General features: G+C 60.0%; 10 protein-coding genes and 4 pseudogenes. 5 read left to right on the top strand and 9 right to left on the bottom strand.

Going from position 1 to position 8,525, the window contains the following annotated elements; all coding sequences use genetic code 11:
- The 3 genes and pseudogenes from AOQ71_RS45960 to AOQ71_RS43355 all read right to left on the bottom strand — a co-directional run.
- The coding region (locus AOQ71_RS45960; RefSeq protein WP_283809600.1) for a hydantoinase/oxoprolinase N-terminal domain-containing protein at nt 1-313 on the bottom strand (313 nt) is incomplete at its 3' end.
- Nucleotides 314-761: 448 nt separating this feature from the next.
- On the bottom strand, nt 762-896 hold the full coding sequence (locus AOQ71_RS49930; RefSeq protein WP_347336698.1) for a hypothetical protein: 135 nt from the start codon (nt 894-896) through the stop codon (nt 762-764).
- Between the two features lie 140 nt (nt 897-1,036).
- Nucleotides 1,037-1,250 (bottom strand): annotated as a pseudogene (locus AOQ71_RS43355) (transposase domain-containing protein); the annotation flags it as partial.
- A gap of 254 nt (nt 1,251-1,504) precedes the next feature.
- On the opposite strand from AOQ71_RS43355, the gene AOQ71_RS50265 reads away from it, so the two are divergent.
- Nucleotides 1,505-1,870, top strand: a complete 366-nt coding sequence (locus tag AOQ71_RS50265) for a transposase (protein ID WP_430648628.1) — start codon at nt 1,505-1,507, stop codon at nt 1,868-1,870.
- Nucleotides 1,871-2,109: 239 nt separating this feature from the next.
- Here AOQ71_RS50265 and AOQ71_RS47955 read toward each other — a convergent pair.
- A pseudogene (locus AOQ71_RS47955) lies at nt 2,110-2,364 on the bottom strand (IS66 family transposase); the annotation flags it as partial.
- A gap of 1 nt (nt 2,365) precedes the next feature.
- Nucleotides 2,366-2,637: pseudogene (locus AOQ71_RS50270) on the bottom strand (IS66 family transposase); the annotation flags it as partial.
- Between the two features lie 543 nt (nt 2,638-3,180).
- Between AOQ71_RS50270 and AOQ71_RS43370 the strand changes: the two are divergent.
- Nucleotides 3,181-3,396 carry a transposase gene (locus AOQ71_RS43370; RefSeq protein ID WP_162268372.1) on the top strand — a complete coding sequence of 72 codons (216 nt, stop codon included), beginning with the start codon at nt 3,181-3,183 and terminating at the stop codon, nt 3,394-3,396.
- A 151-nt stretch (nt 3,397-3,547) separates the two neighbouring features.
- Complete coding sequence (gene tnpB, locus AOQ71_RS17280) at nt 3,548-3,757, top strand: IS66 family insertion sequence element accessory protein TnpB (RefSeq protein ID WP_157083550.1); 210 nt, start codon at nt 3,548-3,550, stop codon at nt 3,755-3,757.
- A gap of 6 nt (nt 3,758-3,763) precedes the next feature.
- Here the strand turns inward: tnpB (AOQ71_RS17280) and AOQ71_RS17285 are convergent, their stop codons facing one another.
- From AOQ71_RS17285 to AOQ71_RS50275, 3 genes are all read right to left on the bottom strand, one after another.
- A complete protein-coding gene (locus AOQ71_RS17285; RefSeq protein ID WP_057748340.1) occupies nt 3,764-5,863 on the bottom strand; it encodes a recombinase family protein in 2,100 nt (699 codons plus the stop codon).
- A 300-nt stretch (nt 5,864-6,163) separates the two neighbouring features.
- Nucleotides 6,164-6,628, bottom strand: coding sequence for a helix-turn-helix domain-containing protein (locus AOQ71_RS17290; protein ID WP_057748343.1), 465 nt, complete (start codon nt 6,626-6,628; stop codon nt 6,164-6,166).
- Nucleotides 6,629-6,742: 114 nt separating this feature from the next.
- On the bottom strand, nt 6,743-7,078 hold the full coding sequence (locus AOQ71_RS50275; protein ID WP_430648629.1) for a DUF5372 family protein: 336 nt from the start codon (nt 7,076-7,078) through the stop codon (nt 6,743-6,745).
- 17 nt (nt 7,079-7,095) lie between these two features.
- Here AOQ71_RS50275 and tnpB (AOQ71_RS17295) point away from each other — a divergent pair, with 17 nt between their 5' ends.
- Both tnpB (AOQ71_RS17295) and AOQ71_RS17300 read left to right on the top strand, forming a co-directional pair.
- Nucleotides 7,096-7,275 (top strand): IS66 family insertion sequence element accessory protein TnpB, encoded by a 180-nt coding sequence (gene tnpB / locus AOQ71_RS17295; protein ID WP_057748346.1) that lies wholly within the window; start codon nt 7,096-7,098, stop codon nt 7,273-7,275.
- Between the two features lie 82 nt (nt 7,276-7,357).
- A pseudogene (locus AOQ71_RS17300) lies at nt 7,358-7,696 on the top strand (transposase domain-containing protein); the annotation flags it as partial.
- A 266-nt stretch (nt 7,697-7,962) separates the two neighbouring features.
- On the opposite strand, the gene AOQ71_RS17305 reads toward AOQ71_RS17300, so the two are convergent.
- The coding region (locus AOQ71_RS17305) for a transposase (RefSeq protein ID WP_157083551.1) at nt 7,963-8,525 on the bottom strand (563 nt) is incomplete at its 5' end.

Raw genomic sequence — 8,525 nt, forward strand, 5'->3', positions numbered from 1 at the left:
TGTCAAGGCGAAGCCGTGCGATGCTCAGTATGTCGCGATAGCCTCGGGTTGTGATTAGCGCGACCGGCTTCTCCGAGAGCTCGATGACCGCGTTAGTTCCGACCGTTGTGCCATGCACCACCAGCAGTGGATCCGTCGGACCGAGCTCGTGCCGCCTGGTTATGCGGATGATTCCCTCTATTACCGACTCCGCAAAACGCGGACGGGAGGTCGGGATCTTCTCTCCGTCGATTTGACGATACCCATCGCCTTCATCTTTCCAGATCGCGAAGTCGGTGAAGGTGCCACCGATATCCACTCCAATTCTCAGCATGCAATCTTCCTGTCCTCGTTTTCGCTTTAGCGCGCTGACATTGATTTCCGATTAGCGCCGCAGCAACCAATAATTGAGGCGAGACACTTCACATCCTAACTGGCCCAACTGGCGCATGGGCTACCTGCACTGCAGCACACGAATGAAAGCGAACCTCAAGACAATGCCCCCTGTGAAATGTGTCATACTACGAACGACACCTGCTTGGAGGCCTACGCTGCGTTGACGTGCATTGCTCGAACTTTATCTTTGCTGGTCGGTCGTATTGCGGCCATGGATAGCGCGCCGTCGCATAATTTCTGCGTGGAGATACCGCTGAACGCAGCAATCGTGCGTGTGTGCGGGCCCGGATGCGTATAATCTTGGAGCGTCGCAAAATCGCGACATTGCAAATTACAACATCGATCGCGACCGGCTGATTGGTAACCATGCGGCGTAGGCCGCAGGATCACCGCTTCAGCAGTTTGGGGTTCTCCTTGAAGAACTTGATGAGCTGGATCAGGTTTTCGATTCCGAAGTCGCTGAACGCTTCGATGCCGTCTTCTCCGACGCCATCCCAGATGACGCCGTGCTCGATTTCCATTTCTATGGCGATGTCGCGCAGCCAGTCTTAGTCTTCACCGAGGTCCCTTGTGATCTTAGTGATTGTGGTGACGTGATGGACTTTGTTGACGTGGGTGGTTATGCCGCTCGAGTCGAGATCCCTGATGCCGGCGTCCAATTTCAAGGCAGCAGTTCGCGCAGCCGATGCGCTGGATGCCCGGCGATCTGGGCGAGAACATCCTTAAGCCACTCCTGCGGGTCGACGCCGTTTCATTCTCGCCCTGACGATGAGGCTGTACATAGCTGCGGCGCGCCGCCCTCCGCGATCAGATCCGCAGAACAGCCAGGACTTCCGTTTAAGAGCGATGCCTCGCAAGCTCCGTTCGGCGGCATTGGTAAGGGGCATGATGCTTTCGGCGCCTCAAACCCGATGGTGAGGACTGGTCGTCCAGATTAGTCTGTCAAAGCCGGGATAGGGCGCTGGAGCACGAAACGGTGGCAGGCCGTCATGACTATGAGCTGCGGGCTCGCTTTGTTACTTGGCCGCCCCTACGACTTGCCCGGCTGCGCTGCGAGCGCGGATCCGTAGATGTCCTGCAAGCCACTGGCTCCTGAGACAAAGGAGGATCAAGCATGAAAATCGTCGGCATGGAAATCCACCGATCGTTCGCCCAGGTGGCGATCCTGGAGGACGGAAGGATAATCCGACAGCTGACGATCCCCGGCGTGAGTTCGGTCGTCGCAGCGAGTGCACTGGCCTTCTTTGGCGACATCGCACGCTGCAGCTATTTCGGTTTGACCCCGCGCGTTCGGCAGTCAGGCGAGCACCCGGCACGGCATGGCCGGATCTCGAAGCAGGGCAGCCGTGACGCCCTGCCCGTAAGATGCTGGTTGAGGCGGCGTGGTCAGCCAAGACGGCGCCGGCTCCGTTGCGAGCATTCTTCAACCGCACGCAGAAAAAGCACGGGGCCAGGGTCGCAGGCGTCGCGACGGCGCGCAAGCTCGCAGTCATGATCTGGCACGTCCCGACGACCGGAAAGGACTACGCTTAGGCGGCCAGCGTTCACGGCGATGAAACTCCGGAATGTGGCTCTGAAAGCTGGGGCTCCCCGTGCCTACGGCAAGGCTGGCCCGGGCCGGGACTATTGGATCGAGGAAATTCGCGAACGGGAAGCTGGTTACGTCACACGCGTCGAGCAGGCCTACGAACGCTTGGTGTCTGCCTGGAACGGAAAAACAAAAAAGGTTGCACGAACTGACAGCAAGGTCTTCTCAACACCATCCGTAAAGAGACACATGCGTCCATCTTCCAGGAACAGCGTGAAGCTCGCCCATCGCTTCAGGATGAAGTTGAACGCCTTGGCCATGCCATGACCGCGAGACAGTTTGGCCAGCTGTTCGCGCATGTAGACCTGAAGGTCCTCGACCAGAGGCCGGCTCAGCGCCTGTCGCACCTGAAGACGCGCTTCCGGGCCCCTGCCATTGATGGACCGTTCGATCTCGAAGAGCGGCCGCAAGCTCGTCCTCGGTGGCGGCGGCTTCCAGCTCTTCGAGTGCCAATGCCAAGTGCTCGATCAGCCGCGCCGAACGTTCCGACCGTTGGCAGTAAATCTGCTGCTTCAGCTTGGCGATCGCAGCCTTTGCTGGGCAATCAGCGCTTCGTCTTGCGATGCTTTCGCACGGTCAATCGCGAGTTCAGTGGCGATCTCCAAACGCTCGGCTGCCAGCCCCTCTTTCAGGGGGGCAAGGTCATCAGAAGCAGCGTCGCGGTCGGCATCCATGCCACCCAATGAATCACAGATCGGGCGCGTTGGGATTTCTCAAAATGGCTCCAACTGCAGATTTCTGCGTCCCCAAGTTAGCTATTGATTCCGCCAGTCGATCCCTTCCAGCATATAGGCCACTGCGCCGCCCAGATCGACACCACGCCGTCCGACACCCAGGGCCAGATCAACTTGCCGGCCAGTGGCGATCCAGACCCTGACGCCGCTCGGAATCGGAACCATCGTCGTCGCAAGAGCACAAGAACCTGCTGCTGCGCCTCAACATCCACGTCACGGTCAACGCGAACACGACAGCCACCCCCGAGCTCGATCTCGATGATTCCAGCCCTTGCACGCTGCGCAGGCGGTGAATACCCCAGTGTGGTGCGCCGCTCGAGATCGGAGCCGCTACAGGTGTGATCTCAACGGGAACAAGGTAAGCGGCGCTCTGACCCCACATTGTGGAGTTCGGGCTGATCGGCAAGATGCGAGCCAACACATACAGTTCGGTTCGCATATATGGTTGAGCATATAGTTGACGCTTCTGAGCCGCGGGGCCGGGTGGAGATCCAGGTCGGTGCGGGACATCGCCGGCGGTGGAGCAACGAGGTCAAGGGGCGGATCGTGGCAGAGTCGTATGCGCCGGGCGCGGTCGTGTCCGAGGTGGCGCGCCGGCACTGTATCTCGCCGCAACACCTGTTCGTTTGGCGCAAGGCGGCGCGCGCCGGCATGCTGAGCCTGCCGGCCGACGGGACGCCCTGTTCGTTCCGGTGGTGACGGAGCGGCGCCCCGCAGGGACGGTCGCGGAAGCGGCAACACAGAGCTCGACAACGATCATCATCAAGATTGGCGGTGCGGTGGTTCACGCGGCGGCCGGGGTTAACCCGACATGGCTGTGCGATGTGCTGCGGGCCGTGAGGGCGGCAATATGATCGGGGCGCCGGCGGGCGTGAAGGTCATGGTTGCGACCCAGCCAGTTGACTTCCGCAAAGGTGCTGACGGTCTCGCCGCGCTGGTGCGCGAGCAACTCCGCCATGATCCATTCGCGGGAACGATTTTTGTCTTCCGTTCGAAGCGAGCGAACCGTTTGAAGATTTTGGCCTGGGACGGGTCCGGACTTGTGCTGCTGTGGAACTAATTGGCTTCATACTACAGCCCTTTCTTTGGGATCGGTGCATTTTGAAGAGTTGAGCTGACGAATAATCTCAGCGCGGTGGGCAAGCTGATTCCATCGGCTGCATTGCTTGGCCGGAACGTGCGGTCCTGGCGGTTCATAGAGGCCGATATAGCCATTGTAGGCATGTCTTTTCACGATGCCGTATTTCGCCCATCTGACCAGGGTACTTTCGGTGATGCCGCGTTTGGCGCAGGCCTCCGCTTTTGTCAGCATCCCCCGTTCGCGCAGCCGGTCATAGCGAGAGCGCAGACCATATTGTTTAACAAGATAGATGACCCGCAAATTAGTGAACTTCGCGTCGGCTTTAGCACGGCATGCTGAGCCGCCGGGGCGGATCCCTCGGTCATTCAGGATGTCAGCGATTTCGGCGCAGATATGATCGTCGAGAAGCTTGTCGACCAGTTCGACCACCTCGGGCCGGGTCTTTACCTGTTGTCCGGAGGATTTTGGGTTCTGAGTGGTCAATGTTTCGGTCTTTCCGCCTTTGAAGCAGATGTGGATCCGGGTCTCTCCCTCGGCCGGGAACTTGAGCAAGGTGACGTCTTCGAGGAGATAGGCAAGGAGCCGCTTGCGTTCGCGGTTCGGCAAGGTCCGATCACACCAGACTGTTTTGAAGTCGGCCGTCATGGCGATCAATCGATCCCGGATCGCATCGTCGAGCGTCCCCCGATCTTCGCACTGAGCACGTTCTCTTTCTTCTCGCACATCAGCCAGCACGCGCAGTTTTTCGTTCCATTCGCGTTCAAGAGTGTCGGCAACCAGGCGGTTGTTCGGATCAACCAGCATGAACCGCCGCTGCGCAAGATCGGCATCGATCTGGGCGCGTTCGACGGCACGGAGCCGGAGTTTGTCCGCTTCGTCATGACGCGCTTCGATCTCTTTTCGGATCTCCAATGCTAATTCCACGGCGGCAGGCGTCATTCCGACCGCTTCGTCGACAGGCCAGCCTGCGATCGACTGACAGTGGGGTTCGCCGCGAGAGGCGTAAGCGCGGTGACAGACATACCAGGTGTCCACCTGGCCGCGTCGGGCCGCGTAACGGGCGCTCATATGACTGCCGCAACGCCCGCATATGACACGCCCTTGCAGTAAAGCCGCGCCTTCGCGCGGTGGCGAAGCGCGGACAGCTTGATAACCTTGGCCATTGGCCTCGAGTACCTTGAGGTTGTGCTGGAACTGCTCCCAGCTGATATAGCCGGGATGGGCGTCCGGAATGCAGGCGAGCCATTCCTTGGGGTCCCGTTTGCGGAGCTGTTTCTTTCCATCGACGGTCCGGCGGCAAAGGCGCTGGCCATAGGCATAGACACCCGCGTAACGAGGATTGTGCAGCATGCGCATGGCGGTCGATGTGGTCAGCTGTTGGAAGACCACTTGTTTGCCGTTGCGCAGACGTGAGGGGAAGAGCAGACGTTCCCTGGTGAACGTCTTGACGGTCTGCGTAGCCGACCCGACCCGCGAGAACGTCTCGAAGAAGTGGGAGATCATCTCCCGGATCTGAGCGTCCGGATCGAGAACGACATCGCCAATCTCATCATAGATAAAGCCGGTCGGAAGAGGGCAACGATATTCACCACGACGCACCTTGTTGAGGATGCCGCCGCGTAATCGGGCCTTGATAACATGCAGTTCAGCTTCGCTCATCGTGCCCTTGAGCCCGAGCAACAGGCGGTCATTGAAGTTGGCCGGGTCGTACACACCGTCTTCATCGAGGATAAGCGTGTCAGCCAAGGCGCATATCTCTAGCAGTCGGTGCCAGTCTGCATTGTTTCTGGCGAGGCGGGATACCTCCAGCCCCATGACGATCCCCGCGCACCCCATGCCGACATCGGACACCAAGTGCTGGAAGCCTTCGCGCCATGACGCAGATGCGCCGGATTCACCCTGGTCGCTGTCGATGACGATGATCTGGTCGTCGCGCCATCCAAGTCCGATCGCGCGACCGCGAAGATCGTATTGACGCTTGGTGCTTTCGACGTTCTCCATGACCTGTCGCAGCGACGACTGCCGGATGTAGAGATAGGCGCTCCGCTCGAGATGATGCGATTGGACCTTGAGCTTTTCGTTCATGCTGTTTTCCGTTCAGAGGTCGCCATCACGATGGCGGCGAGCAAGCGGATGATTGTGTGTCGCTCGGAAGTTTCGTCCGCGATGGGCAGACCAGCCCTCAGCGGCACGGCAATGGGTGGCGCCGGCAAGGCTCACGCAAAATCGCACGCGTCCACGCCCACATGCCGCGGTGTAGAAGGATGGTAAGGCCGCTGCGCGCCTCCGGCGCCAAAACGGCGCCGAGCGCGGCTGCGCGCAGTATTTCGTATTGTTCGGTGGCGTTGGACGACATCGTGCAATGCGGTCCCGGGCCACGATTGGTCACGCTGTTTTTTTTACGCCGAGCGCACGTTCGATTGTTCTGGGGTGGATATCGAGGCCGAACTCGGTCCGAAGCTGGTTTGCCAGTGCGCGCGCCCGAATGGGTTCGCCGGGCTCCACCTGTGCCTTGAGGAAGGCCAGTACGTCGCCTTGGATCTTGTGTGGCCCGCGCGGTCCGCGTTTCCTGGGCACCAGACCGGCCAGACCCGCGTCCTCGAAGTCCGCTTTGGCCTGGTAGAAAGTTGGCCGAGAGACGCCATATTCGTCGGACACCTCCGTTATCGACATTTTGTCGACCGATACACGCCGCAGCATTTCGTACTTCACTTGCACGATGTCTCGCGGATCGAAGAAGCCGTTCTCCTGGAATTTCGGGTCGCCGACTTTCTCCGGAGCCGGATTGAGCGCCCCATCCGCGGCCAGAGCGCTGACCTTCGATCGCTTGTGTTTGACGCCGCCCGACACCTGCGTCGCTCTCCAAGGTCGACTCAACAAACGTAAGTCTTAATATGCCGCACAAGACCAAATCGTCAAGCACCACGCTGCCGCCTAATAGTGTGTTTGGTCTGCAAGCAACATTCAGCGAAGCGTCCATGGACTTTGCGGCGTTATTTCTCTTACATTTCCGGCAAAATTTACTTTACAGCCTTTCGGCCTCACGCACCTGCCTTGCAACATGAGGCGCTCTACAAGGCCGCTGAGAGCCAGTAGATCGGCGAGACTGCACAGGGCGCGCCCATCTCCCACCACACCCTCGTGATTGGGGCCTGCTGTATCGGTCCATTTCGGCGGAACAGAGCAAATTCGGCCATCGTCAAAGCGCAGCAGCAACAGCTTGCCCGCTCGGTTGCCACGCCTCCCGACGCAGGCACCTCTCTGACCGGAATGCGGATGAAAGGGATGGGTCACCGTCACAAGCTGCAACGGGGCCGATGAACCGCTTGCATTTCCAACTGAGTTACAAGACGCTTGAGGAAACAAAGTTCTGCTGGCCGAAGATTGCGCCGACCCGGGTGCGGCTGAACCATGCGCAGTTGTTCGCGCTGATGGACGGCCTGGATTGGTCGCGTCTGCATGCCCACGACGTTGCGCCGCCGACCGCAACGTCGTGAGCCCTGCAGCGGATGAATCAATCGGCGGCGGATCAATCGGCGGCGGTATTCCACAACGGCCCGCGAATCAGATTGAGTGGGGGTGAGCGAGACCGCAGATCAGCTTCCGACCGATATCGATGCGTTGCGAGCGCTGGTTACGGCAGCGCGTGCGGAGCGCGACAGCGCGATCGCAAAATGCGACGCTGCGATCGCAGAGCGCGACGACGCGCTATCGCAGATGGATCGCTTGCGGCACCTCTTGCGCCACCTGCAACGCGCGCAGTTCGGCCGCAGCTCGGAGAAGCTCGATCCTGAGCAATTGCAGCTGGCGCTCGAGGACATCGAGCAAGCCATGGCCGGCGACGAGGCAGTCGAGGACAAGAAGGATCCTGCGAGCGCTCACAGGAGCGCCGACAAGCGTCGCACCAGTCGCGGCGCGGCGGCCCGAAATCGAATTAGTCAATCGGTCAGATTTTCGGGGGTCCATTTCACGAGCCGCCGCCGACCCGGCCGAGGACTGACGTCAGTGCGTCAGAAGCAATTCCAATAGGCGGTGCGCCAACGATGCCCGCGCAACCACCCAGCAGAGCCGGCCGACGCCAAGTGTGCTAAGAACAAATCCACCGGCGAGCAATGGTTCCATGTGCATAGAAGCACTAGGAGCCTGTCCCGTTAGCTCCGGGATTTTATCCTAATGATAGCCGCTCATGCGGCCCTCGCTAGCTTGACGAGGTTGTGTGCGGTGCAGATCAGGGCCCATTCGGCCTTCACTTCGTCGAGGCCGCGTAGCAGGAATTGGCTGAACCCTCTTGCCTGTTTGATCTGTCCGAATACGGATTCGACGATCTGCTTACGCAAGCGGTAGCGACTTCGGTACCCGGCGCGCTTGAGCTTGGTGCTCATCCTGGCGATCAGCGATCCTGCTCTTGAAGCCTTTTTCGCGGTGGCGGACGTGGTGCCGTGCTTCTGCGTCCCGGTGGCGATGTAGCCCTCGATGCGCCGCCGCTTCATCGTGCGAAGATTGGGGGCGGAGCAGTAGCCGGCATCGGCCGACACTTCGTCGGGATTGGTCCCCAAATTGGCCTTGATCCCGTCGAGCAACGGCGCCAGTTGCGCCTGATCGCTGCAGGAACTGGTCAGCGTCTGCGCCACGATGATCTGATGGGCACCATCGACCGCGGCCTGGGCGTTGTAGCCCTGGATGTAACCGTCCTTGGTCTTCAGGATGCGGCTCTCCGGGTCGGTGAAATTGCGTTGCGCCGTGCCGT

It is taken from the genome of Bradyrhizobium manausense (genome assembly GCF_001440035.1).
Lineage (GTDB): Bacteria > Pseudomonadota > Alphaproteobacteria > Rhizobiales > Xanthobacteraceae > Bradyrhizobium > Bradyrhizobium manausense.

What these genes read in the sequence shown, in the direction of transcription:
- tnpB (WP_157083550.1), top strand. Translation starts at nt 3,548, where the DNA reads ATGATCGGGGCGCCGGCGGGCGTGAAGGTCATGGTTGCGACCCAGCCA.
- AOQ71_RS49930 (WP_347336698.1), bottom strand. Translation starts at nt 896, where the DNA reads ATGGAAATCGAGCACGGCGTCATCTGGGATGGCGTCGGAGAAGACGGC.
- tnpB (WP_057748346.1), top strand. Translation starts at nt 7,096, where the DNA reads ATGAACCGCTTGCATTTCCAACTGAGTTACAAGACGCTTGAGGAAACA.
- AOQ71_RS17285 (WP_057748340.1), bottom strand. Translation starts at nt 5,863, where the DNA reads ATGAACGAAAAGCTCAAGGTCCAATCGCATCATCTCGAGCGGAGCGCC.
- AOQ71_RS50265 (WP_430648628.1), top strand. Translation starts at nt 1,505, where the DNA reads ATGGAAATCCACCGATCGTTCGCCCAGGTGGCGATCCTGGAGGACGGA.